The following is a 20,200-nucleotide window of genomic DNA, read 5'->3' as shown; positions in this document are numbered from 1 at the left end:
CCATGGAAGCCAGGGCCCAGGCGCGGTACATCCGCGTCACGCCCATGAAGGCCCGCCGTGTGGTGGACCTCATCCGTGGCATGGATGCCACGGAGGCCCAGGCGGTCCTGCGATTCGCTCCGCAGGCCGCCTCCGTACCGGTCGGCAAGGTGCTCGACAGCGCCATTGCCAACGCCGCGCACAACTACGACCACACCGACGCCGACAGCCTCTTCATTTCCGAGGCGTACGTCGACGAGGGCCCGACCCTGAAGCGGTTCCGGCCGCGTGCCCAGGGCCGTGCCTACCGGATCCGCAAGCGGACCAGCCACATCACCGTGGTCGTCAGCAGCAAGGAAGGAACCCGGTAATGGGCCAGAAGGTTAACCCGCATGGGTTCCGCCTCGGTGTCACCACGGACTTCAAGTCCCGGTGGTACGCCGACAAGCTGTACAAGGACTACGTCAAGGAAGACGTCGCCATCCGCCGGATGATGACGTCCGGCATGGAGCGCGCCGGTATCTCGAAGGTGGAGATCGAGCGCACCCGTGACCGCGTCCGCGTCGACATCCACACCGCTCGCCCGGGCATCGTCATCGGCCGCCGTGGCGCCGAGGCCGACCGCATCCGCGGCGACCTGGAGAAGCTGACCGGCAAGCAGGTCCAGCTGAACATCCTCGAGGTCAAGAACCCCGAGACCGATGCTCAGCTGGTCGCCCAGGCCGTCGCCGAGCAGCTCTCCTCCCGCGTCTCCTTCCGTCGGGCCATGCGCAAGAGCATGCAGTCCGCCATGAAGGCCGGCGCCAAGGGCATCAAGATCCAGTGCGGTGGCCGCCTCGGTGGCGCCGAGATGTCCCGCTCGGAGTTCTACCGCGAGGGCCGTGTGCCCCTGCACACGCTCCGCGCGAACGTGGACTACGGCTTCTTCGAGGCCAAGACGACCTTCGGCCGCATCGGTGTGAAGGTCTGGATCTACAAGGGCGACGTCAAGAACATCGCCGAGGTCCGTGCCGAGAACGCTGCCGCCCGTGCGGGTAACCGCCCGGCTCGCGGTGGCGGCGCCGACCGTCCGGCCCGTGGTGGCCGTGGCGGCGAGCGTGGCGGGCGCGGTCGCAAGCCGCAGCAGGCTGCTGGTGCCGAGGCCCCCAAGGCCGAGGCCCCCGCGGCTGCCGCTCCGGCTGAGAGCACCGGAACGGAGGCCTGACCGAAATGCTGATCCCCCGTAGGGTCAAGCACCGCAAGCAGCACCACCCGAAGCGCCGCGGTATGGCCAAGGGTGGTACGACGGTTGCGTTCGGCGAGTACGGCATCCAGGCCATGACTCCGGCGTACGTGACCAACCGCCAGATCGAGGCGGCCCGTATCGCGATGACCCGCCACATCAAGCGTGGCGGCAAGGTCTGGATCAACATCTACCCGGACCGCCCCCTCACCAAGAAGCCCGCCGAGACCCGCATGGGTTCCGGTAAGGGTTCTCCGGAGTGGTGGGTCGCGAACGTGCACCCGGGTCGGGTCATGTTCGAGCTGTCTTACCCCAACGAGAAGATCGCCCGTGAGGCGCTGACTCGTGCGGCCCACAAGCTGCCGATGAAGTGCCGGATCGTCAAGCGCGAGGCAGGTGAAGCGTGATGTCGGCCGGTACCAAGGCGTCCGAGCTGCGCGAGCTGGGCAACGAGGAGCTTCTGGCGAAGCTCCGCGAGGCCAAGGAAGAGCTGTTCAATCTCCGCTTCCAGGCGGCGACCGGCCAGCTCGAGAACCATGGCCGTCTCAAGGCGGTCCGCAAGGACATCGCCCGGATCTACACCCTCATGCGTGAGCGTGAGCTCGGCATCGAGACGGTGGAGAACGCCTGATGAGCGAGAACAACGTGACTGAGAACACCGAGGCACGCGGCTTCCGCAAGACCCGTGAGGGTCTTGTCGTCAGCGACAAGATGGACAAGACCGTCGTCGTCGCTGTCGAGGACCGCGTCAAGCACGCGCTGTACGGCAAGGTCATCCGCCGTACGAACAAGCTCAAGGCGCACGACGAGCAGAACGCCGCGGGCGTCGGCGACCGTGTCCTCCTCATGGAGACCCGGCCGCTGTCCGCGACGAAGCGCTGGCGCATCGTCGAGATCCTCGAGAAGGCCAAGTAATCCCTCCTAGGGGGACCCCCTAGGCATCGTTCCGCCAGGCTCGGGGCGGGTGTGTGCATTGCGCACCCGCCCCGGGAACCGGCAGACAACCAGGAGATAGACGTGATCCAGCAGGAGTCGCGACTGCGTGTCGCCGACAACACTGGTGCGAAGGAGATCCTTTGCATCCGTGTGCTCGGTGGCTCCGGTCGCCGCTACGCGGGTATCGGTGACGTCATCGTCGCCACCGTCAAGGACGCGATCCCCGGTGGCAACGTGAAGAAGGGTGACGTCGTCAAGGCGGTCATCGTTCGCACCGTCAAGGAGCGCCGCCGTCCGGACGGCTCGTACATCCGCTTCGACGAGAACGCCGCCGTCATTCTGAAGAACGACGGCGACCCTCGCGGCACCCGTATCTTCGGCCCCGTCGGCCGTGAGCTGCGCGAGAAGAAGTTCATGAAGATCATCTCGCTCGCGCCGGAGGTGCTGTAAGCATGAAGATCAAGAAGGGCGACCTGGTCCAGGTCATCACCGGCAAGGACAAGGGCAAGCAGGGCAAGGTCATTGCCGCTTACCCGCGCGACGAGCGCGTCCTGGTCGAGGGTGTCAACCGGGTCAAGAAGCACACCAAGGCCGGTCCCACGGCTCGCGGTTCGCAGGCCGGCGGCATCATCACCACCGAAGCCCCCATTCACGTGAGCAACGTGTCGCTCGTCGTGGAGAAGGACGGCAACAAGGTCGTGACTCGCGTCGGTTACCGCTTCGACGACGAGGGCAACAAGATCCGCGTTGCCAAGCGGACGGGTGAGGACATCTGATGGCTACCACCACCACTCCGCGTCTGAAGACGAAGTACCGCGAGGAGATCGCGGGCAAGCTGCGTGAGGAGTTCTCCTACGAGAACGTCATGCAGATCCCCGGCCTCGTCAAGATCGTGGTCAACATGGGTGTGGGCGACGCCGCCCGCGACTCCAAGCTGATCGAGGGCGCCATCCGCGACCTCACCACGATCACCGGTCAGAAGCCGGCCGTCACCAAGGCCCGCAAGTCCATCGCGCAGTTCAAGCTGCGTGAGGGACAGCCGATCGGTGCCCACGTCACACTCCGTGGCGACCGCATGTGGGAGTTCCTGGACCGCACCCTGTCGCTCGCGCTGCCGCGCATCCGCGACTTCCGCGGCCTGTCCCCCAAGCAGTTCGACGGCCGTGGCAACTACACCTTCGGTCTCACGGAGCAGGTCATGTTCCACGAGATCGACCAGGACAAGATCGACCGCGTCCGGGGTATGGACATCACCGTGGTCACCACGGCGACCAACGACGCTGAGGGCCGCGCGCTCCTTCGTCACCTCGGCTTCCCGTTCAAGGAGGCGTGAGCGAGATGGCGAAGAAGGCTCTGATCGCTAAGGCTGCTCGCAAGCCCAAGTTCGGTGTGCGTGGCTACACCCGCTGCCAGCGCTGCGGCCGCCCGCACTCCGTGTACCGCAAGTTCGGCCTGTGCCGCGTGTGCCTTCGTGAGATGGCTCACCGTGGCGAGCTGCCGGGCGTGACCAAGAGCTCCTGGTAATCCCTGTAATAGGGGATTCCTGAAGCTCTCGGTAAGCATCTGGGTCGGCAGGAGCCCTTCTCCGTATGCCTTAGGCTTGCGGGGTTGGGCGTCTGCCGCCCGTACGACTTACTACGCCGTAGGTCCACCGCGCCGCACCCGTCCCGTCTCGGATCGGGGAGAGGGATGGCGCACCAGGAAACCCCGGCGAGAGAGGCCGAAGGCCAATTCATGACCATGACTGATCCGATCGCAGACATGCTTACGCGTCTGCGGAACGCGAACTCGGCGTACCACGACACCGTGGCGATGCCGCACTCGAAGATCAAGTCGCACATCGCGGAGATCCTCCAGCAGGAGGGCTTCATCACGGGCTGGAAGGTCGAGGACGCCGAAGTCGGCAAGAACCTCGTCCTGGAGCTGAAGTTCGGCCCCAACCGTGAGCGCTCCATCGCGGGCATCAAGCGGATCTCCAAGCCCGGTCTCCGGGTGTACGCGAAGTCCACCAACCTGCCGAAGGTGCTCGGCGGCCTCGGCGTGGCGATCATCTCCACGTCGCACGGGCTTCTCACCGACAAGCAGGCCGGCAAGAAGGGCGTAGGCGGAGAAGTTCTCGCCTACGTCTGGTAACGGAAGGGAACGGAGGAAACAGCTATGTCGCGCATCGGCAAGCTCCCCATCGCGGTTCCCGCCGGCGTGGACGTCACCATCGACGGCCGTACGGTCAAGGTCAAGGGCCCCAAGGGCGAGCTGACCCACACCGTCGTGGCACCGATCGAGATCGTCAAGGGTGAGGACGGCGTTCTGAACGTCACCCGCCCGAACGACGAGCGTCAGAACAAGGCCCTCCACGGCCTGTCCCGCACGCTGGTGGCGAACATGATCACCGGCGTGACCCAGGGTTACGTGAAGAAGCTCGAGATCAGTGGTGTCGGTTACCGCGTGACCGCCAAGGGCTCGAACCTTGAGTTCGCGCTCGGCTACAGCCACCCGATCGTGGTCGAGGCCCCCGAGGGCATCTCCTTCAAGGTGGAGAACCCGACCCGTTTCTCGGTCGAGGGCATCGACAAGCAGAAGGTCGGCGAGGTTGCGGCCAACATCCGCAAGCTGCGCAAGCCCGACCCGTACAAGGCCAAGGGCGTCAAGTACGAGGGCGAAGTCATCCGCCGCAAGGTCGGAAAGGCGGGTAAGTAAGCCATGGCATACGGACAGAAGATCCTCAAGGGCGACGCCTACAAGCGCGCCGCGATCAAGCGCCGTCACATCCGGATCCGCAAGCGGATCGCCGGTACGGCGGAGCGTCCTCGTCTGGTCGTTACCCGCTCCAACCGCCACATCGTGGCCCAGGTGATCGACGACATCAAGGGTCACACCCTGGCGTCGGCGTCCACCCTGGACACCTCGGTGCGCGGTGGCGAGGGCGACAAGTCCGCACAGGCCAAGCAGGTCGGCGCCCTGGTCGCCGAGCGCGCCAAGGCCGCGGGCGTCGAGGCCGTCGTATTCGACCGTGGTGGCAACCAGTACGCCGGGCGCATCGCTGCCCTGGCGGACGCCGCCCGCGAAGCCGGACTCAAGTTCTGAGTCGGTTCCGTAGCTAGCGGAGACAGAGAGAGGTAATTCCAATGGCTGGACCCCAGCGCCGCGGTGGCGGTGCCGGTGGCGGCGAGCGGCGGGACCGGAAGGGCCGTGACGGCGGCGCAGCTGCCGCCGAGAAGACCGCGTACGTTGAGCGCGTCGTCGCGATCAACCGCGTCGCCAAGGTTGTGAAGGGTGGTCGTCGCTTCAGCTTCACCGCGCTGGTCGTGGTGGGCGACGGTGACGGCACCGTGGGTGTCGGTTACGGCAAGGCCAAGGAGGTGCCGGCCGCCATCGCCAAGGGTGTTGAGGAGGCCAAGAAGCACTTCTTCAAGGTCCCCCGGATCCAGGGCACCATCCCGCACCCGATCCAGGGTGAGAAGGCTGCCGGTGTCGTGCTCCTGAAGCCGGCGTCGCCGGGTACCGGTGTTATCGCCGGTGGTCCCGTGCGTGCCGTGCTGGAGTGCGCCGGTATCCACGACGTGCTGTCGAAGTCGCTCGGCTCCGACAACGCGATCAACATCGTGCACGCGACCGTGGAGGCCCTGAAGGGCCTGCAGCGTCCCGAGGAGATCGCGGCGCGCCGTGGTCTGCCGCTCGAGGACGTCGCCCCCGCGGCTCTTCTCCGTGCGCGTGCCGGGGCGGGTGCGTAATCATGGCGCAGCTCAAGATTACGCAGGTCAAGTCCTACATCGGCAGCAAGCAGAACCACCGTGACACCCTGCGTTCCCTTGGTCTCAAGGGCATCAACACGCAGGTCGTCAAGGAGGACCGCCCCGAGTTCCGCGGCATGGTGCACACCGTCCGCCACCTCGTGACGGTCGAGGAGGTCGACTGATCATGGCGGAGAACAACCCGCTCAAGATCCACAACCTCCGTCCCGCCCCGGGCGCCAAGACCGCCAAGACCCGTGTGGGTCGTGGTGAGGCGTCGAAGGGTAAGACGGCCGGTCGTGGTACCAAGGGTACGAAGGCTCGTTACCAGGTTCCGGAGCGCTTCGAGGGTGGCCAGATGCCCCTCCACATGCGTCTTCCGAAGCTGAAGGGCTTCAAGAACCCGTTCAAGACCGAGTTCCAGGTCGTGAACCTCGACAAGCTGGCCGCGCTCTACCCCGAGGGTGGCGAGGTCACCGTCGAGGGTCTGGTGGCCAAGGGTGCCGTTCGCAAGAACAGCCTCGTCAAGGTCCTCGGCCAGGGCGAGATCTCCGTGGCGCTGCAGGTGACGGTCGACGCCGTCTCCGGCTCCGCCAAGGAGAAGATCACCGCCGCCGGCGGTACCGTCACCGAGCTCGTCTGAACGCAACAGGCGCCTCGATGACTTGAGCGATCCCGACCGGGGATACCCCACAAATGGGGTATCCCCGGTTGGTCGTTCCAAGGGTGGCAGTCCCGCGGGTAAGGTGGCCTGCACTGCCAACTTTCACAGCTGTCGCACGTCGGGCACTTTGAGCGGCAGTTGACCGTTATCCATGTCGTTGTTCTATTGGAACCTCAAGACCGTCACCCTTGACGCAGACGCGCGGGGGTCGCAGGAGGCACCGTGCTCACCGCGTTCGCCCGGGCGTTCAAGACGCCCGACCTGCGCAAGAAGCTGCTCTTCACGCTCGGCATCATCGTGGTGTACCGAGTCGGTACACACGTCCCGATTCCGGGCGTCGACTACCAGAACGTCCAGACCTGTATCGACGTAGCCAAGGGCAACCAGGGTCTGTTCGGTCTGGTCAACATGTTCAGCGGCGGCGCCCTGCTGCAGATCACGATCTTCGCGCTCGGCATCATGCCCTACATCACCGCGAGCATCATCCTGCAACTCCTGACGGTGGTGATTCCCCGCCTCGAAGCCCTCAAGAAGGAGGGCCAGGCGGGTACGGCGAAGATCACGCAGTACACCCGCTACCTGACCGTGGCGCTCGCCATCCTGCAGGGCACCGGCCTCGTCGCCACCGCCCGCAGCGGCGCCCTGTTCCAGGGTTGCCCGGTCGCCGGCCAGATCGTCCCGGACCAGTCGATCTTCGTCACCATCACCATGGTGATCGTCATGACCGCCGGTACGGCCGTGGTGATGTGGCTCGGTGAGCTCATCACCGACCGCGGCATCGGCAACGGCATGTCGATCCTGATGTTCATCTCGATCGCCGCCACCTTCCCGTCCGCCCTGTGGGCCATCAAGCAGCAGGGCACGCTGGCCGACGGCTGGATCGAGTTCGGCACGGTCATCCTCGTCGGCCTGTTCATGGTCGGCCTGGTGGTCTTCGTCGAGCAGGCCCAGCGCCGGATCCCGGTGCAGTACGCCAAGCGCATGATCGGCCGCCGCGCCTACGGCGGTACATCCACCTACATCCCGCTCAAGGTGAACCAGGCGGGTGTGATTCCCGTCATCTTCGCCTCGTCGCTGCTCTACATCCCGGCGCTGATCGCGCAGTTCTCCAGCGGGAACTCCGGCTGGAAGAGCTGGATCGAGGGTCACCTGGTCCAGGGCGACCACCCGATTTACATCTCTCTGTACTTCTTGCTCATTGTTTTCTTCGCGTTCTTCTACGTGGCGATCTCCTTCAACCCCGAGGAAGTCGCCGACAACATGAAGAAGTATGGTGGCTTCATCCCGGGCATCCGGGCTGGCCGACCGACCGCTGAGTACCTGAGTTACGTACTCAACCGGATCACCTGGCCGGGTTCGCTGTATCTGGGTCTGATCGCTCTCGTGCCGACGATGGCGTTGGTTGGTTTCGGGGCAAACCAGAACTTCCCGTTCGGTGGTACCAGCATCCTGATCATCGTGGGTGTCGGTCTCGAGACGGTGAAGCAGATCGAGAGCCAGCTCCAGCAGCGCAATTACGAAGGGTTCCTCCGCTGATGCGAATCGTCCTCGTCGGCCCGCCGGGTGCCGGTAAGGGTACGCAGGCCACTCGCCTTGCCGAGAAGCTGTCGATCCCGCACATCTCCACGGGCGACCTGTTCCGCGCCAACATCAGTCGGCAGACGGAGCTCGGCAAGCTGGCGAAGTCCTACATGGACGCCGGCAACCTGGTGCCGGACGAGGTCACCATCGCCATGGCGAAGGACCGCATGGAGCAGCCGGACGCCGTGAACGGCTTCCTGCTGGACGGCTTCCCCCGGAACGTCTCGCAGGCCGAGGCACTGGACGAGCTGCTGCACAACGAGGGCATCACCCTGGACGCCGTGCTCGACCTGGAGGCGCCCGAGACCGAGGTCGTCAAGCGGATCGCCGGGCGGCGCATCTGCCGCAAGGACTCCGCGCACGTCTTCCACGTGACGTACAGCCCGCCGAAGCAGGAGGGCGTCTGCGACGTCTGCGGCGGCGAGCTGTACCAGCGGGACGACGACACCGAGGAGACCGTGCGCAAGCGGCTGGAGGTCTACCACACGCAGACCGAGCCGATCATCGACTACTACAAGGCGCAGGGCCTGGTGGTGACCATCTCCGCGATGGGTGCGGTCGACGAGGTCACGGGCCGCGCGCTGGAGGCGCTCAAGCGCGAGGACGACGGTCAGTAGTCGTTCGTCGTACGTGGTCGGCGGCCGCGGTTCCCCCTGAGGGGACCGCGGCCGCTGCGTGGGGTGGGCGGCCGTGGTCGCCCCGTATCGTGGAAGCAGTCCGTCCCTTCCCGGTCCAGAAAGGCCGTCGTCTTCATGGTGCAGATCAAGAGTCCCGAGCAGATCGCCAAGATGCGTGAGGCCGGGTTGGTCGTCGCCGCCATTCACGCGGCCACGCGTGCGGCGGCGGTGCCCGGGGCCAGTACGAAGGATCTGGACGAGGTGGCGCGCAAGGTGCTGGCGGAGCACGGTGCCAAGTCGAACTTCCTGGGGTACGGCGGCTTCCCCGCGACCATCTGCACCTCGGTGAACGAGGTCGTCGTGCACGGCATCCCGTCCGAGGACGTCGTCCTCAAGGACGGCGACATCATCTCGATCGACTGCGGCGCGATCGTCGACGGCTGGCACGGCGACGCCGCGTACACGGCCTTCGTCGGCTCCGGTCACGCCCCGGAGCTCATCGAGCTGTCGCGGGTGACCGAGGAGTCGATGTGGGCCGGCATCGCGGCCATGAAGCTGGGCAACCGGCTCGTCGACATCTCCCGGGCCATCGAGACGTACATCCGCAGGCAGCCGAAGCCCGGCGGCGGCCGCTACGGGATCATCGAGGACTACGGCGGCCACGGCATCGGCACCGAGATGCACATGGACCCGCACCTGCTGAACTACGTCGACCGGCGTCGGGGCAAGGGTGCGAAGCTGGTCCCCGGCTTCTGCCTGGCCATCGAGCCGATGGTGTCGCTGGGCACCCCGAGGACCGAGGTCCTCAAGGACGACTGGACGGTCATCACGACCGACGGCACCTGGTCCTCCCACTGGGAACACTCCATCGCCCTGACCGACCAGGGCCCGCTGGTCCTGACGGCACCCGACGGAGGCAAGGCGAAGCTCGCGGAGTACGGGATCACGGCGGCGCCGGATCCGGTCGCTTAATGATCATGGGCTTGGGGCAGACTGCCTCGATTCGTCTTTCCGGGTGCGCTGACGTAGACTGACTCGTCGGCTCTTGTGCACCCGCATGTCTGCATGCGCCCGTAAGGGAAAAGTCCAGGGGTCGATCAAGGTAGTCGATTCCGAAGGGCGAAGCGTGGCCAAGAAGCAAGGTGCCATCGAGATCGAGGGCACTGTCGTCGAGTCTCTGCCGAACGCCATGTTCAAGGTCGAGCTCCAGAACGGCCACCAGGTCCTGGCACACATCAGCGGCAAGATGCGTATGCACTACATCCGCATCCTCCCTGACGACCGGGTCGTGGTGGAGTTGTCTCCGTACGACCTCACGCGTGGCCGGATCGTCTACCGCTACAAGTAGATCTTGCCCTCGCCCCGTGTCTCCGACGCGGGGCCGTCGGCAACTGACCCGGAGAACCTCACCCCATGAAGGTCAAGCCGAGCGTCAAGAAGATCTGCGACAAGTGCAGGGTGATCCGCCGTCACGGCCGGGTCATGGTCATCTGCGACAACCCGCGCCACAAGCAGCGCCAGGGCTGACCGCAGGACCTCTCCCTCTGCACCGCTTTCGCAGAGATTCGCGCGACGCGAGCTGAATATGTTCATACGCAGGGCCCGAGCCGCGCCATGGCTTGACACCCCCGGTCGGAGGCCGGGGACCCAGTTCGTACCTCATACGGCGACTGGGAACCGGTCCTGTGGAAGACCTCCGAAGATCACCAGGAGCCATTGAATGGCACGCGTTTCCGGTGTCGACATCCCGCGCGAAAAGCGCGTGGAGGTCGCCCTCACCTACGTGTTCGGCATCGGCCGGACCCTCTCGCAGGCGACGCTGGCCGCCACGGGCATCGACCCGAACACCCGCGTCCGCGACCTGAGCGAAGAGCAGCTCGTCGCGATCCGCGAGTACGTCGACAACAACATCAAGACCGAGGGTGACCTCCGTCGCGAGATCCAGGCCGACATCCGCCGCAAGGTCGAGATCGGCTGCTACCAGGGTCTGCGTCACCGCCGCGGCCTGCCGGTCCGCGGTCAGCGCACCAGCACCAACGCCCGCACCCGCAAGGGCCCGCGTCGCGCCATCGCCGGCAAGAAGAAGCCGGGCAAGAAGTAGTCCGCAGCGGACTCGCCGTCCAGCGGTCTTCGCTGTAGGACCGACCACCTCCCGTAGGAGTAAGAGATGCCCCCCAAGGGACGTCAGGGCGCTGCCAAGAAGGTGCGCCGCAAGGAAAAGAAGAACGTCGCTCACGGCCACGCGCACATCAAGAGCACGTTCAACAACACGATCGTCTCCATCACGGACCCGTCCGGCAACGTGATCTCCTGGGCCTCCGCCGGCCACGTCGGCTTCAAGGGCTCCCGGAAGTCCACGCCGTTCGCCGCGCAGATGGCCGCCGAGTCGGCTGCCCGCCGCGCCCAGGAGCACGGCATGCGCAAGGTCGACGTGTTCGTCAAGGGCCCGGGTTCCGGTCGTGAGACCGCCATCCGTTCGCTCCAGGCGACCGGTCTCGAGGTCGGCTCCATCCAGGACGTCACCCCGACCCCGCACAACGGCTGCCGCCCGCCCAAGCGCCGTCGCGTCTGATCTTCGGCGCGGGCCGTTCGGTCTGAGGTTTTCGGGCGGTACGACTCCTTCGGGTCGTATCGCCCGTACCCTTGTAAGGAATCGACATCGGGCTACCGCCCGGTGGCTCAGGGCGTCAAATAGCGGGCGCCCCTGACAGAAGGAACGCAACATGCTGATTGCTCAGCGTCCCTCGCTGACCGAAGAGGTCGTCGACGAGTTCCGCTCCCGGTTCGTGATCGAGCCGCTGGAGCCGGGCTTCGGCTACACCCTCGGCAACTCCCTGCGCCGGACCCTCCTGTCCTCGATCCCGGGTGCGGCGGTCACGTCCATCCGCATCGACGGCGTGCTGCACGAGTTCACCACCGTGCCGGGCGTCAAGGAGGACGTCACCGACCTGATCCTCAACATCAAGCAGCTGGTCGTCTCCTCGGAGCACGACGAGCCGGTCGTGATGTACCTGCGCAAGCAGGGCCCGGGTCTGGTCACCGCCGCCGACATCGCGCCGCCGGCCGGTGTCGAGGTGCACAACCCCGACCTCGTCCTCGCCACGCTCAACGGCAAGGGCAAGCTGGAGATGGAGCTGACGGTCGAGCGTGGCCGCGGTTACGTCTCCGCCGTGCAGAACAAGCAGGTGGGCCAGGAGATCGGCCGTATCCCGGTCGACTCCATCTACTCGCCCGTGCTCAAGGTCACGTACAAGGTCGAGGCCACGCGTGTCGAGCAGCGCACCGACTTCGACAAGCTGATCGTCGACGTCGAGACCAAGCAGGCCATGCGGCCGCGCGACGCCATGGCGTCCGCCGGTAAGACGCTGGTCGAGCTGTTCGGTCTCGCGCGTGAGCTGAACATCGACGCCGAGGGCATCGACATGGGTCCGTCCCCGACGGACGCCGCGCTCGCCGCCGATCTGGCGCTGCCGATCGAGGAGCTGGAGCTCACCGTTCGGTCGTACAACTGCCTCAAGCGCGAGGGCATCCACTCCGTGGGTGAGCTCGTGGCGCGTTCCGAGGCCGACCTGCTCGACATCCGCAACTTCGGTGCGAAGTCGATCGACGAGGTCAAGGCGAAGCTGGCCGGCATGGGCCTGGCCCTGAAGGACAGCCCGCCCGGATTCGACCCCACCGCCGCCGCGGACGCGTTCGGTGCCGATGACGACGCCGACGCCGGTTTCGTGGAGACCGAGCAGTACTGATGCGGCTGCCGCGCCCCTCACGGGGCGCGGTTCTTCCGGAGTCGTAGAACGCTTCGGATCTCCGACAGGCGACCGCCTGCTCGGATACTGACCTCGGTACCTGATACGGCCGGGGCAGAGACACAGGAGATGGAAAATGCCGAAGCCCACCAAGGGTGCCCGTATGGGCGGCAGTGCCGCGCACGAGAAGCTGCTTCTCGCGAACCTCGCGAAGGCGCTCTTCGAGCACGGCCGTATCACCACCACCGAGGCGAAGGCGCGCAAGCTGCGTCCGTACGCCGAGCGTCTGGTCACCAAGGCGAAGAAGGGCGACCTTCACAACCGCCGTCAGGTGCTCCAGGTGATCACGGACAAGAGCATCGTCCACACGCTCTTCACCGAGATCGGCCCGCGCTACGAGAACCGTCCGGGTGGCTACACCCGTATCACCAAGATCGGTAACCGCCGTGGCGACAACGCCCCCATGGCTGTCATCGAGCTGGTCGAGGCGCTGACGGTCGCACAGCAGGCCACTGGTGAGGCCGAGGCCGCCACCAAGCGTGCGGTCAAGGAAGACGCCCTCAAGAAGGACGAGGCCGCCGAGGCCAAGTCCGACGAGGCCGTCGAGGCTCCGGCCGAGGAGTCCAAGGACGAGGAGTCCAAGGACGCCTGAGGCAGCCGCCTTGCGTGAAGCGGGTCCGTCCTTCGGGGCGGGCCCGCTTTCGTGCGGGTGAGAGGATCCAGGGGTGAGTGACGAAGTACAGCCCGGCCATGTGCGTATCCGCCTCGACCTGTCGTACGACGGCGGCGAGTTCCACGGCTGGGCCAAGCAGGCCGGTGGGAAGCGGACCGTGCAGGGGGAGATCGAGGACGCGCTACGGACCGTGACGCGGTCGCGGCACACGACGTACGAGCTGACCGTGGCCGGCCGCACCGACGCCGGTGTCCACGCGCGAGGCCAGGTGGCGCATGTCGATCTGCCCCGGGAGGTGTGGGCGGAGCAGAAGGAGAAGCTGCTCAAGCGGCTCGCCGGGCGGCTGCCGAAGGACGTGCGGGTGTGGGCCCTGCGGGAGGCCCCGGCCGGCTTCAACGCCCGTTTCTCGGCCGTCTGGCGGCGTTACGCCTACCGCGTCACCGACAACCCCGGCGGCGTCGACCCGCTGCTGCGGAGCCACGTCCTGTGGCACGACTGGCCGCTCGACGTCGACGCGATGAACGAGGCGGCCCGGGCGCTGCTGGGGGAGCACGACTTCGCCGCCTACTGCAAGAAGCGGGAGGGGGCCACGACCATCCGCACCCTGCAGGAGCTGAGCCTGGTGCGCGGTGACGACGGGATCATCACCGCGACCGTGCGGGCCGATGCCTTCTGCCACAACATGGTGCGCTCGCTGATAGGCGCGCTGCTGTTCGTGGGGGACGGGCACCGCCCGGCGGACTGGCCGGGGAAGGTGCTCGCCGTCGGCGTACGGGACTCGGCGGTGCATGTCGTACGGCCGCACGGGCTGACGCTGGAGGAGGTCGGCTACCCGGCGGACGACCAGCTGGCCGCGCGCAACAAGGAGGCGCGCAACAAGCGGTCGCTGCCGGCCGCGGGCTGCTGCTGACCTGGGCGCCGCCCGGCGGCGCCTACTCGTTCGCCGCCGCCGAGGCCTGGGCCTCGCCCCGCCTGCGGATCTGGCGGAAGGTGAACTCGGCCAGGTCGTCGCCGGTGGAGAAGACCGCCGTGTCCTTGGGGGTCACGTCGTTGCCGTTGGTGAAGCCGGCGATGGTGAAGTAGGCGTAGCGGCCGTGGGAGTTGGTCGTGGAGCGGCAGACCGCGGCGTTGCAGAACGCCTTGACGCCACCGCCGGACAGCGACTTCACGATGCTCTTGCTGTCGGCCTGCTTCTTGGCCTTGGCGGCCTGGGCCTCGGTGTCGAAGACGGCCACGCCCACCGTCACGGCCATGCCGTCCTTGGTGTAGGTGACGCGCAGCATTCGGGTGCAGTCGTTGGCCTTGAGCACCTTCGGGAGGCTTCCCGCGGCGGCCGTGGCGCAGTTCTTGGTGTCGGCCGTCGGCCCCTTCTTGTAGACGGTCTCGCCCATGGTCAGCTGGGTGCCCGGGAAGAGACCGGCCACGCTGAGCGGGGCGGTGTCCTTGGTCTTGCTGGAGATGAAGTCCTTCGGGTCCAGCGGCGGCGGCGCGCTGGTCGGTGCGAAGGACGGCGCCGGCGCGCCGGACTCGCTGGGGATGTCGGCGGTCGCGGGCAACTGGGAGGTCTGGTTGTTCGACGCCTGGTTGTTGCCGTTCGCGGACACGACGGCCACCGCGACGGCGGCGCCCACCGCCACGGTCGCGAGCGCGCCGCCGCCGATGAACAGCAGCCGACGCCGCTTGTGGCGCGACTCGGACGCCTCGGCGAGTGCCGCCCAGTCCGGTGTCTGGTCGCTGCCGCTGTTCCAGGGCTGCTGCGATTGCGGTTTCCAGGGATCCCACTGGGACTGGGGTCCCCCCTGCCCATAGCTCATGGGGCGCAGTTTAGACGGGCCGAGGGGTGTGCTGGTCCGTCTCAACGAGCCCTAAAAGCCCTAGCGTTCGCTCCATGAGCACGGGCAAATACGGCATCTCCGGGTGGTTGGTACGAAGGGTCGCGGGCGGTCTGTGGGGGGTGCTCGTCGATATCGCCGTGGGTCTGGTGCTCTCGGGGACCCGGGTGCCGGGGCCGTCGTACGACCTTCTGCTGCTGGTCGTGCCGCGTTGCTGCTCGGTGCGGGTGCGCCGGCGGGCGCGGCGGGCGCTCACGTTCTGTGCGGCGGCCGTCACCATGCGGTGCGAGCGGGTGAGGTCCTGAGAAATGGTGGGTGGCGAGGCCGTAAAATGGGCAGGAAAGCTGGATGCCGTGCTCGTGGTGCACCCGTTTTGACCGGGTGGACACGCCACAGGTATCCTGCTTCTTCGTTGTGTATTGGCTTGCTCATTCTCACGGGACGGGCCCTTACACCGGTCCACCGGGCCGATGACCAGCGACCAGCACGCGGTTTGCGTCACCGCTGTGCGGTCAGGGCTGTCGTGATCGTTTCGGTGACCTGTTCAGGACCATTCACTCGAAGCGAAGGCTACGAACCGTGCGTACGTACAGCCCCAAGCCCGGCGATGTGACGCGCCAGTGGCACGTCATCGACGCTCAGGACATCGTCCTGGGTCGTCTCGCCACCACCGCCGCGTCCCTTCTGCGGGGCAAGCACAAGCCGATCTACGCTCCCCACGTCGACACCGGTGACTTCGTCATCATCATCAACGCCGACAAGGTGCACCTCTCCGGCAACAAGCGGACGCAGAAGATGGCGTACCGCCACTCCGGCTACCCGGGTGGTCTGCGCTCCGTCCGTTATGACGAGCTGCTCGACAAGAACCCCGAGAAGGCCATCGAGAAGGCCGTCAAGGGCATGCTTCCCAAGAACACCCTGGGCCGTCAGATGCTCTCCAAGCTGAAGGTCTACCGCGGCGAGAACCACCCCCACGCTGCCCAGCAGCCGGTTCCGTTCGAGATCACCCAGGTCGCGCAGTAAGTCCGGCCACCCCCTAAGACCGAAGAGAATCTGAGGAGAATCGTGGCCGAGACCACTGCCGAGCAGCCGCTCGAAGAGCTTGACATCGACAGCTACACCACCGAGTCCGAGGTCCCCGTCGAGGGTGAGTACACCTCGGAGTCGATGGCGTCCCGCTTCGGCGAGCCCCAGCCGGCCGCCGGCCTGGGCCGTCGCAAGAACGCCATCGCCCGTGTCCGGATCGTTCCGGGCACCGGCAAGTGGAAGATCAACGGTCGCACCCTCGAGGACTACTTCCCCAACAAGGTGCACCAGCAGGAAGTCAACGAGCCCTTCAAGGTGCTCGAGCTCGAGGGACGTTACGACGTCATCGCCCGTATCGCCGGTGGCGGCGTCTCCGGCCAGGCCGGTGCGCTCCGTCTCGGTGTCGCCCGTGCGCTGAACGAGGCCGACGTCGACAACAACCGCGGTGCGCTGAAGAAGGCGGGCTTCCTGCGCCGCGACGACCGTGCGGTCGAGCGCAAGAAGGCCGGTCTGAAGAAGGCCCGCAAGGCTCCGCAGTACAGCAAGCGCTAAACCGCGGGCTGTACTCCGAACGCCCCGGCGGCACGCCACTGTGCCGCCGGGGCGTTCGTTTATCACAGACACAGGCGTATAACGGCACAAGACGCTCAAAGTCTTGTGTGATGGGATGTCCAGGCATCGTATGCCTGGGATACGGGAGCCGCGGGCGCGGGCCGCGTCCGCGGGGCTACCCGAACTGACGTTTCCTCAGGAGGACAAGTGGGACGACTCTTCGGCACGGACGGCGTGCGCGGTGTCGCCAACGCGGATCTGACGGCCGAGATGGCGCTCGGTCTGTCCGTCGCGGCGGCCCACGTGCTGGCCGAGGCGGGCACCTTCGCCGGCCACCGGCCGACGGCGGTGGTCGGGCGGGACCCGCGCGCGTCCGGAGAGTTCCTGGAGGCCGCAGTGGTCGCCGGCCTCGCCAGCGCGGGTGTGGACGTCCTGCGGGTCGGCGTTCTGCCGACGCCGGCGGTGGCGTATCTGACCGGGGCGCTGGAGGCCGACCTGGGTGTCATGCTCTCCGCAAGCCACAACGCCATGCCGGACAACGGCGTCAAGTTCTTCGCGCGCGGTGGGCACAAGCTGGCGGACGACCTCGAGGACCGGATCGAGTCCGTCTACGAGGAGCACCGGCGCGGTGAGCCCTGGCAGCGGCCGACCGGGTCCGGCGTCGGACGGGTGCGCGACTACGAGGAGGGGTTCGACCAGTACGTCGGCCACCTCGTCGCCGTGCTGCCGAACCGGCTGGACGGGTTGAAGATCGTCCTGGACGAGGCGCACGGGGCGGCGGCCCGGGTGTCGCCGGAGGCCTTCACGCGGGCCGGCGCCGAGATCGTCACGATCGGGGCCGAGCCGAACGGGCTGAACATCAACGACGGGTGCGGGTCGACGCACCTGGGACAGCTGAAGGCCGCGGTGCTCGAGCACGGGGCCGACTTCGGTGTCGCGCACGACGGTGACGCGGACCGGTGCCTCGCCGTGGACCACACCGGTGAGGAGGTGGACGGCGACCAGATTCTGGCCGTGCTCGCGCTGGCGATGCGGGAGCGTTCCGCACTGCGCTCCGGCACCGTTGTCGCGACCGTGATGTCGAACCTGGGTTTCAAGCTGGCCATGGAGCGCGAGGGCATCCAGCTGGTGCAGACCGCGGTGGGCGACCGGTATGTGCTGGAGGAGATGAAGGAGCACGACTACGCCCTCGGCGGTGAGCAGTCCGGGCACGTGATCATCCTCGACCACGCGACGACCGGGGACGGCACGCTCACGGGGCTGCTGCTGGCGGCGCGGGTCGCCGAGAGCGGGCGCTCGCTGCGGGAGCTGGCCGGTGTGATGGAGCGGTTGCCGCAGGTTCTGATCAATGTGCCGGACGTCGACAAGTCGCGGGTGCGTACGTCCGCGGATCTGGCGGCGGCCGTCGGCGAGGCGGAGCGGGAGCTGGGGGCCACCGGGCGGGTGCTGCTGAGGCCGTCCGGGACGGAGCCGCTGGTGCGGGTGATGGTCGAGGCGGCGGATATCGATCAGGCTCGGTCCGTGGCGGGGCGGTTGGCCGATGCGGTGAAGTCGGCGCTGGGGTGAAGTCGGTGCTGGGGTGATCGCCGGGTAGGCGGAGGCCGGTGCTGTGGCCGGCGGGCCGCGGGTCCGCCTCGGCTGGTCGCGCAGTTCCCGCGTCCCTGAGGGGTCGCCCTAACCGGCGTTTTTGTGCTCGGCTCGTTGTCTGGCCCAGAACCACTTCTGGGCCAGCAACGTCAGGGTGCCGGCGACGATGATGCCGAGCAGGTTGAGCAGGAGTTGCTCGGTGGAGCCGACCGTCTGCCTGGTGTCGCCGTAGCTGAGGGCGACCGCCGCGTTGGCGGCGGCCGGGATCGTGGTCACCGAGATGGCGACGCCCACCAGGGCGCCCGACTTCGAGGACGTCAGCGAGAGAGTGCCCGCGATGCCGGCCAGGACGGCCACGACGAAGGAGAAGGCGTCGGGGGCGTAGACGAAGCCGGTCTGCGGGCGGTCGGCCTCCAGTTGTGCCTCGGTGAACAGGCCCAGCGCGTCCATCAGGAGACTGAAGAGCACGGTCACCGCCATCGCCGCCGCGAAGCCCACCAGCAGCGCGATCATTGAGCGCAGGGCCAGGCGGGGGCGGCGCTGCACCACCGAGGTGGAGATGCCCGCCAGCGGGCCGAACTCCGGGCCCACCGCCATCGCGCCCACGATCAGGATCGCGTTGTCGAGGACGACGCCGCAGGCCGCGATCATCGTGGCCAGCGTGATGAACGCGAGATAGGTGATCGAGAGAGTCGACTCCTCGTGGGTCGCGTCGGTCAGGTGCTCCCAGAGCACCGCGTCCGCGGCCTCGCCGGGGGCGTCCTTCTCGGCCTGGTCGGCGCGCTTGGAAAGCGACAGGTCGATGTCCTCGACGGCGATCGAGCCGGTGTCCTCGATACCCAGTTCCTGGAGCCTGTCGAGCAGTTCGTCGCCCGCCTCGCGGGCCACGTCGCAAGTCACGACGTCTCCGGCCGGGTTGCGGGCGGCGCCCGCCATCACGCACAGGTGCGTGGTGCCGACCGTTTCCTCGATGACGCGGACAACGGCTTCGGTCCTGTCGGACGGCGTGATGACCCGGAGATGCAGCATGACGCCTTTCTAACAGGGCCGGGTCACAGCTTGCGCAGACTCAGGCGGCGGACCTTGTGGTCCGGCCCCTTGCGGAGGATCAGGGTGGCGCGGCCGCGGGTGGGGGCGATGTTCTCCACGAGGTTGGGCTTGTTGATGGTCCGCCAGAGGGTGCGGGCGTAGTCGACGGCCTCTTCCTCGGTGACCTGGGTGTACTTGCGGAAGTAGGAGTCCGACTTCTGGAAGGCCGTGTGGCGGAGCTTCTTGAAGCGGTTGAGGTACCAGGTCTCGATGTCCTCGGCGCTCGCGTCGACGTACACGCTGAAGTCGAAGTAGTCGGCGAGGCCGACGCGGGTGCGGCCGTCCTTGCCGGGGAGGGCGGGCTGGAGGACGTTCAGGCCCTCGACGATCAGGATGTCGGGGCGGCGGACGACGAGCCGCTCGCCGGGGACGATGTCGTAGATGAGGTGGGAGTAGACGGGGGCGGTGACCTCGTCCTTGCCCGCCTTGATGTCGGCGACGAAGCGGGTCAGGGCGCGGCGGTCGTACGACTCGGGGAAGCCCTTGCGGGACATCAGGCCGCGGGCTTCCAGTTCCTTGGTGGGGAGCAGGAATCCGTCGGTCGTGACCAGCTCGACGCGTGGGTGCTCGGGCCAGCGGGAGAGCAGGGCCTGGAGCAGGCGGGCGACGGTGGACTTGCCGACGGCCACCGAGCCGGCCACCCCTATGACGAAGGGGGTGCCGGACTGGGAGCCCTGCTCACCGAGGAAGGTGTTGAGCGCGCCTCTGAGGCCGTCGGTGGCGCCGACGTAGAGATTGAGCAGACGGGAGAGCGGGAGGTAGATGTCCCGCACCTCGTCGAGGTCGATGACGTCGCCGAGGCCGCGCAGCTTCTCGACCTCCTCCGCCGTCAGGGGCAGCGGGGTCTTGTGGCGCAGCGCGCTCCACTCGGCACGGGTGAGGTCGACGTAGGGAGTCGCCTCCGGCCGGGGCCGGTGGGCGCTCCGCGTCGGGGAGACCGGAGAGATCACAGTCCATTGTTACGG

General features: G+C 67.1%; 32 protein-coding genes. 29 read left to right on the top strand and 3 right to left on the bottom strand.

All coding sequences use genetic code 11. The features are described 5' to 3' along the window. Nucleotides 1-2: 2 nt before the first annotated feature. The 25 genes from rplV (at nt 3) to truA (ending at nt 14,059) form a co-directional block, all read left to right on the top strand. A complete protein-coding gene (rplV, locus tag ACFV6X_RS26950; RefSeq protein ID WP_003974262.1) occupies nt 3-350 on the top strand; it encodes a 50S ribosomal protein L22 in 348 nt (115 codons plus the stop codon). After that, nucleotides 350-1,183, top strand: a complete 834-nt coding sequence (rpsC, locus tag ACFV6X_RS26945) for a 30S ribosomal protein S3 (protein ID WP_210572717.1) — start codon at nt 350-352, stop codon at nt 1,181-1,183. Before rplV ends, rpsC begins: the two co-directional genes overlap by 1 nt. 5 nt (nt 1,184-1,188) lie before the next feature. Next, on the top strand, nt 1,189-1,608 hold the full coding sequence (rplP, locus tag ACFV6X_RS26940) for a 50S ribosomal protein L16 (protein WP_005313579.1): 420 nt from the start codon (nt 1,189-1,191) through the stop codon (nt 1,606-1,608). Further along, entirely contained in the window at nt 1,608-1,832 is a 225-nt protein-coding gene (rpmC, locus tag ACFV6X_RS26935) for a 50S ribosomal protein L29 (protein WP_007494763.1), read from the top strand. Before rplP ends, rpmC begins: the two co-directional genes overlap by 1 nt. Beyond that, nucleotides 1,832-2,116, top strand: a complete 285-nt coding sequence (gene rpsQ / locus ACFV6X_RS26930) for a 30S ribosomal protein S17 (RefSeq protein ID WP_365451865.1) — start codon at nt 1,832-1,834, stop codon at nt 2,114-2,116. The genes rpmC and rpsQ overlap by 1 nt, the downstream gene beginning before the upstream one ends. A gap of 102 nt (nt 2,117-2,218) precedes the next feature. After that, the gene (gene rplN / locus ACFV6X_RS26925) at nt 2,219-2,587 is read left to right on the top strand and encodes a 50S ribosomal protein L14 (RefSeq protein WP_003998823.1); all 369 of its coding nucleotides are present in this window, start codon (nt 2,219-2,221) and stop codon (nt 2,585-2,587) included. 2 nt (nt 2,588-2,589) lie between these two features. Continuing rightward, nucleotides 2,590-2,913: a 50S ribosomal protein L24 gene (gene rplX / locus ACFV6X_RS26920; protein ID WP_385387541.1), complete on the top strand. Its 324-nt coding sequence runs from the start codon at nt 2,590-2,592 to the stop codon at nt 2,911-2,913. Beyond that, entirely contained in the window at nt 2,913-3,470 is a 558-nt protein-coding gene (gene rplE / locus ACFV6X_RS26915; protein ID WP_030788262.1) for a 50S ribosomal protein L5, read from the top strand. The genes rplX and rplE overlap by 1 nt, the downstream gene beginning before the upstream one ends. A 5-nt stretch (nt 3,471-3,475) precedes the next feature. Beyond that, nucleotides 3,476-3,661 carry a type Z 30S ribosomal protein S14 gene (locus tag ACFV6X_RS26910; protein WP_003948630.1) on the top strand — a complete coding sequence of 62 codons (186 nt, stop codon included), beginning with the start codon at nt 3,476-3,478 and terminating at the stop codon, nt 3,659-3,661. Nucleotides 3,662-3,871: 210 nt separating this feature from the next. After that, complete coding sequence (rpsH, locus tag ACFV6X_RS26905) at nt 3,872-4,270, top strand: 30S ribosomal protein S8 (protein WP_015658459.1); 399 nt, start codon at nt 3,872-3,874, stop codon at nt 4,268-4,270. Between the two features lie 24 nt (nt 4,271-4,294). After that, nucleotides 4,295-4,834 carry a 50S ribosomal protein L6 gene (gene rplF / locus ACFV6X_RS26900; RefSeq protein ID WP_365451861.1) on the top strand — a complete coding sequence of 180 codons (540 nt, stop codon included), beginning with the start codon at nt 4,295-4,297 and terminating at the stop codon, nt 4,832-4,834. Between the two features lie 3 nt (nt 4,835-4,837). Continuing rightward, nucleotides 4,838-5,221 carry a 50S ribosomal protein L18 gene (gene rplR / locus ACFV6X_RS26895; protein ID WP_067018998.1) on the top strand — a complete coding sequence of 128 codons (384 nt, stop codon included), beginning with the start codon at nt 4,838-4,840 and terminating at the stop codon, nt 5,219-5,221. Between the two features lie 41 nt (nt 5,222-5,262). Next, nucleotides 5,263-5,868, top strand: coding sequence for a 30S ribosomal protein S5 (gene rpsE / locus ACFV6X_RS26890; RefSeq protein WP_009190144.1), 606 nt, complete (start codon nt 5,263-5,265; stop codon nt 5,866-5,868). 2 nt (nt 5,869-5,870) lie between these two features. Beyond that, nucleotides 5,871-6,053 carry a 50S ribosomal protein L30 gene (gene rpmD / locus ACFV6X_RS26885; protein WP_003974250.1) on the top strand — a complete coding sequence of 61 codons (183 nt, stop codon included), beginning with the start codon at nt 5,871-5,873 and terminating at the stop codon, nt 6,051-6,053. Nucleotides 6,054-6,055: 2 nt separating this feature from the next. Next, nucleotides 6,056-6,511: a 50S ribosomal protein L15 gene (gene rplO, locus ACFV6X_RS26880; RefSeq protein WP_003974249.1), complete on the top strand. Its 456-nt coding sequence runs from the start codon at nt 6,056-6,058 to the stop codon at nt 6,509-6,511. Between the two features lie 243 nt (nt 6,512-6,754). Continuing rightward, nucleotides 6,755-8,068 carry a preprotein translocase subunit SecY gene (secY, locus tag ACFV6X_RS26875; RefSeq protein WP_385387538.1) on the top strand — a complete coding sequence of 438 codons (1,314 nt, stop codon included), beginning with the start codon at nt 6,755-6,757 and terminating at the stop codon, nt 8,066-8,068. Then, on the top strand, nt 8,068-8,730 hold the full coding sequence (locus tag ACFV6X_RS26870; RefSeq protein WP_385387536.1) for an adenylate kinase: 663 nt from the start codon (nt 8,068-8,070) through the stop codon (nt 8,728-8,730). The genes secY and ACFV6X_RS26870 overlap by 1 nt, the downstream gene beginning before the upstream one ends. Nucleotides 8,731-8,865: 135 nt before the next feature. After that, the gene (map, locus tag ACFV6X_RS26865; RefSeq protein WP_385387534.1) at nt 8,866-9,702 is read left to right on the top strand and encodes a type I methionyl aminopeptidase; all 837 of its coding nucleotides are present in this window, start codon (nt 8,866-8,868) and stop codon (nt 9,700-9,702) included. A gap of 154 nt (nt 9,703-9,856) precedes the next feature. Then, the gene (infA, locus tag ACFV6X_RS26860) at nt 9,857-10,078 is read left to right on the top strand and encodes a translation initiation factor IF-1 (protein WP_003948620.1); all 222 of its coding nucleotides are present in this window, start codon (nt 9,857-9,859) and stop codon (nt 10,076-10,078) included. A 65-nt stretch (nt 10,079-10,143) separates the two neighbouring features. Further along, complete coding sequence (gene rpmJ / locus ACFV6X_RS26855) at nt 10,144-10,257, top strand: 50S ribosomal protein L36 (RefSeq protein WP_003974245.1); 114 nt, start codon at nt 10,144-10,146, stop codon at nt 10,255-10,257. A 193-nt stretch (nt 10,258-10,450) separates the two neighbouring features. After that, complete coding sequence (gene rpsM, locus ACFV6X_RS26850; RefSeq protein WP_365451851.1) at nt 10,451-10,831, top strand: 30S ribosomal protein S13; 381 nt, start codon at nt 10,451-10,453, stop codon at nt 10,829-10,831. Nucleotides 10,832-10,897: 66 nt separating this feature from the next. Then, on the top strand, nt 10,898-11,302 hold the full coding sequence (gene rpsK / locus ACFV6X_RS26845; RefSeq protein ID WP_003956432.1) for a 30S ribosomal protein S11: 405 nt from the start codon (nt 10,898-10,900) through the stop codon (nt 11,300-11,302). A gap of 151 nt (nt 11,303-11,453) precedes the next feature. After that, complete coding sequence (locus ACFV6X_RS26840; protein WP_003966937.1) at nt 11,454-12,476, top strand: DNA-directed RNA polymerase subunit alpha; 1,023 nt, start codon at nt 11,454-11,456, stop codon at nt 12,474-12,476. 136 nt (nt 12,477-12,612) lie between these two features. Next, complete coding sequence (gene rplQ / locus ACFV6X_RS26835) at nt 12,613-13,128, top strand: 50S ribosomal protein L17 (RefSeq protein WP_365451849.1); 516 nt, start codon at nt 12,613-12,615, stop codon at nt 13,126-13,128. A 73-nt stretch (nt 13,129-13,201) separates the two neighbouring features. After that, complete coding sequence (gene truA / locus ACFV6X_RS26830; protein ID WP_385387531.1) at nt 13,202-14,059, top strand: tRNA pseudouridine(38-40) synthase TruA; 858 nt, start codon at nt 13,202-13,204, stop codon at nt 14,057-14,059. Nucleotides 14,060-14,081: 22 nt separating this feature from the next. Here the strand turns inward: truA and ACFV6X_RS26825 are convergent, their stop codons facing one another. Next, nucleotides 14,082-14,963: a hypothetical protein gene (locus ACFV6X_RS26825; RefSeq protein ID WP_385387530.1), complete on the bottom strand. Its 882-nt coding sequence runs from the start codon at nt 14,961-14,963 to the stop codon at nt 14,082-14,084. 74 nt (nt 14,964-15,037) lie between these two features. On the opposite strand from ACFV6X_RS26825, the gene ACFV6X_RS26820 reads away from it, so the two are divergent. The 4 genes from ACFV6X_RS26820 (at nt 15,038) to glmM (ending at nt 18,125) form a co-directional block, all read left to right on the top strand. Beyond that, the gene (locus ACFV6X_RS26820) at nt 15,038-15,286 is read left to right on the top strand and encodes a hypothetical protein (protein ID WP_385387528.1); all 249 of its coding nucleotides are present in this window, start codon (nt 15,038-15,040) and stop codon (nt 15,284-15,286) included. Nucleotides 15,287-15,560: 274 nt separating this feature from the next. After that, on the top strand, nt 15,561-16,004 hold the full coding sequence (rplM, locus tag ACFV6X_RS26815) for a 50S ribosomal protein L13 (RefSeq protein WP_123974783.1): 444 nt from the start codon (nt 15,561-15,563) through the stop codon (nt 16,002-16,004). A 42-nt stretch (nt 16,005-16,046) separates the two neighbouring features. Next, nucleotides 16,047-16,559: a 30S ribosomal protein S9 gene (gene rpsI / locus ACFV6X_RS26810; protein WP_010036632.1), complete on the top strand. Its 513-nt coding sequence runs from the start codon at nt 16,047-16,049 to the stop codon at nt 16,557-16,559. 207 nt (nt 16,560-16,766) lie between these two features. Next, nucleotides 16,767-18,125 carry a phosphoglucosamine mutase gene (gene glmM, locus ACFV6X_RS26805; protein ID WP_385387526.1) on the top strand — a complete coding sequence of 453 codons (1,359 nt, stop codon included), beginning with the start codon at nt 16,767-16,769 and terminating at the stop codon, nt 18,123-18,125. A gap of 108 nt (nt 18,126-18,233) precedes the next feature. Here glmM and ACFV6X_RS26800 read toward each other — a convergent pair whose 3' ends face one another. Together ACFV6X_RS26800 and coaA are read right to left on the bottom strand one after the other, a co-directional pair. Next, nucleotides 18,234-19,175 carry a DUF389 domain-containing protein gene (locus ACFV6X_RS26800; protein WP_385387525.1) on the bottom strand — a complete coding sequence of 314 codons (942 nt, stop codon included), beginning with the start codon at nt 19,173-19,175 and terminating at the stop codon, nt 18,234-18,236. A 23-nt stretch (nt 19,176-19,198) separates the two neighbouring features. Beyond that, complete coding sequence (gene coaA, locus ACFV6X_RS26795; protein ID WP_385387523.1) at nt 19,199-20,185, bottom strand: type I pantothenate kinase; 987 nt, start codon at nt 20,183-20,185, stop codon at nt 19,199-19,201. Between the last annotated feature and the right edge of the window lie 15 nt (nt 20,186-20,200).

The sequence above is a fragment of the Streptomyces sp. NPDC059861 genome, from assembly GCF_042731435.1.
In the GTDB taxonomy this organism is placed as follows: Bacteria; Actinomycetota; Actinomycetes; order Streptomycetales; family Streptomycetaceae; genus Streptomyces.
Note: the sequence above shows the minus strand (reverse complement) of the source record. Positions and strands in the feature narration are given on the sequence as shown.

What these genes read in the sequence shown, in the direction of transcription:
- rpsH (WP_015658459.1), top strand. Translation starts at nt 3,872, where the DNA reads ATGACCATGACTGATCCGATCGCAGACATGCTTACGCGTCTGCGGAAC.
- ACFV6X_RS26820 (WP_385387528.1), top strand. Translation starts at nt 15,038, where the DNA reads ATGAGCACGGGCAAATACGGCATCTCCGGGTGGTTGGTACGAAGGGTC.
- rplV (WP_003974262.1), top strand. Translation starts at nt 3, where the DNA reads ATGGAAGCCAGGGCCCAGGCGCGGTACATCCGCGTCACGCCCATGAAG.
- rplE (WP_030788262.1), top strand. Translation starts at nt 2,913, where the DNA reads ATGGCTACCACCACCACTCCGCGTCTGAAGACGAAGTACCGCGAGGAG.
- rpsM (WP_365451851.1), top strand. Translation starts at nt 10,451, where the DNA reads ATGGCACGCGTTTCCGGTGTCGACATCCCGCGCGAAAAGCGCGTGGAG.
- rpmD (WP_003974250.1), top strand. Translation starts at nt 5,871, where the DNA reads ATGGCGCAGCTCAAGATTACGCAGGTCAAGTCCTACATCGGCAGCAAG.
- ACFV6X_RS26800 (WP_385387525.1), bottom strand. Translation starts at nt 19,175, where the DNA reads ATGCTGCATCTCCGGGTCATCACGCCGTCCGACAGGACCGAAGCCGTT.
- ACFV6X_RS26870 (WP_385387536.1), top strand. Translation starts at nt 8,068, where the DNA reads ATGCGAATCGTCCTCGTCGGCCCGCCGGGTGCCGGTAAGGGTACGCAG.
- rplX (WP_385387541.1), top strand. Translation starts at nt 2,590, where the DNA reads ATGAAGATCAAGAAGGGCGACCTGGTCCAGGTCATCACCGGCAAGGAC.
- ACFV6X_RS26825 (WP_385387530.1), bottom strand. Translation starts at nt 14,963, where the DNA reads ATGAGCTATGGGCAGGGGGGACCCCAGTCCCAGTGGGATCCCTGGAAA.
- ACFV6X_RS26910 (WP_003948630.1), top strand. Translation starts at nt 3,476, where the DNA reads ATGGCGAAGAAGGCTCTGATCGCTAAGGCTGCTCGCAAGCCCAAGTTC.
- rpsQ (WP_365451865.1), top strand. Translation starts at nt 1,832, where the DNA reads ATGAGCGAGAACAACGTGACTGAGAACACCGAGGCACGCGGCTTCCGC.
- rpmJ (WP_003974245.1), top strand. Translation starts at nt 10,144, where the DNA reads ATGAAGGTCAAGCCGAGCGTCAAGAAGATCTGCGACAAGTGCAGGGTG.
- rpsE (WP_009190144.1), top strand. Translation starts at nt 5,263, where the DNA reads ATGGCTGGACCCCAGCGCCGCGGTGGCGGTGCCGGTGGCGGCGAGCGG.
- rpmC (WP_007494763.1), top strand. Translation starts at nt 1,608, where the DNA reads ATGTCGGCCGGTACCAAGGCGTCCGAGCTGCGCGAGCTGGGCAACGAG.
- rpsK (WP_003956432.1), top strand. Translation starts at nt 10,898, where the DNA reads ATGCCCCCCAAGGGACGTCAGGGCGCTGCCAAGAAGGTGCGCCGCAAG.
- rplQ (WP_365451849.1), top strand. Translation starts at nt 12,613, where the DNA reads ATGCCGAAGCCCACCAAGGGTGCCCGTATGGGCGGCAGTGCCGCGCAC.
- rplO (WP_003974249.1), top strand. Translation starts at nt 6,056, where the DNA reads ATGGCGGAGAACAACCCGCTCAAGATCCACAACCTCCGTCCCGCCCCG.
- rplR (WP_067018998.1), top strand. Translation starts at nt 4,838, where the DNA reads ATGGCATACGGACAGAAGATCCTCAAGGGCGACGCCTACAAGCGCGCC.
- rplF (WP_365451861.1), top strand. Translation starts at nt 4,295, where the DNA reads ATGTCGCGCATCGGCAAGCTCCCCATCGCGGTTCCCGCCGGCGTGGAC.
- rpsC (WP_210572717.1), top strand. Translation starts at nt 350, where the DNA reads ATGGGCCAGAAGGTTAACCCGCATGGGTTCCGCCTCGGTGTCACCACG.
- ACFV6X_RS26840 (WP_003966937.1), top strand. Translation starts at nt 11,454, where the DNA reads ATGCTGATTGCTCAGCGTCCCTCGCTGACCGAAGAGGTCGTCGACGAG.
- rplP (WP_005313579.1), top strand. Translation starts at nt 1,189, where the DNA reads ATGCTGATCCCCCGTAGGGTCAAGCACCGCAAGCAGCACCACCCGAAG.
- map (WP_385387534.1), top strand. Translation starts at nt 8,866, where the DNA reads ATGGTGCAGATCAAGAGTCCCGAGCAGATCGCCAAGATGCGTGAGGCC.